The sequence below is a fragment of the Aeromonas sp. ZOR0001 genome (assembly GCF_000801015.1).
Lineage (GTDB): Bacteria > Pseudomonadota > Gammaproteobacteria > Enterobacterales > Aeromonadaceae > Aeromonas > Aeromonas veronii.
Map to the genome: position 1 here is coordinate 1 of NZ_JRJY01000034.1, position 654 is coordinate 654.

The window sequence follows — 654 nt, forward strand, 5'->3', positions numbered from 1 at the left end:
AATTGATTAAAAGTCAACTGCTCTACCGACTGAGCTAACGACCCTCACCACGACCAGCTCCGACTGCATTACTGCTTCGGCTCTGACGGCGGCCTATATTACGGATTTAAATTTCCGGTGCAACAGAAAATTCGTAATTTAAATCCGTTTGCTCACTGTGCGTACAAATGCAGGCTGTTTTTACAGTAGCGTTACGAAAACAGTGACATACAGCAATGTTACAGCTTGGCCAGACTCTGTTTGGCCAACTGGGCCGGCGAGGTGTTGGGATAGCCCTTGATCACCTGCTCATAGAAGGATTTGGCTTCCGCCTTCTTGCCATCCAGCTGCGCCAGCATACCCAGCTTCAGCAACGCATCGGCTCGCTTGGGGGATTTGCTGTATTTGTTGGCCACGGTCGAAAACTGGGCCGAGGCACCGGCTCTGTCCCCCTTGTTGAACAGCAACTGGCCGAGCCAGTAGTGTGCATTGGGAACATAGCCCGAATTGGGGTACTGCTTGATGAAGCCCTGGAAAGCCGGAATGGCTTTGTCGTAGTTCTTCTCTTTGAGCACCATGTTGACCGCTGCGTCGTAGGCCTGGTTCTCATCCTGATTGGTTGAGTAATTGGCGGCAGCAGCCGGTGTGGCAGCAGCAGGGGCCGGGGCGGCTGGA

At 53.4% G+C, this 654-nt stretch carries 1 protein-coding gene; it reads right to left on the reverse strand.

Annotated elements, in window-relative coordinates; translation table 11 throughout:
- Positions 1-218 precede the first annotated feature (218 nt).
- Positions 219-654, reverse strand: a 436-nt coding sequence (gene ybgF, locus L972_RS21745) for a tol-pal system protein YbgF (protein WP_047436031.1), incomplete at its 5' end; no start/stop codon positions are given.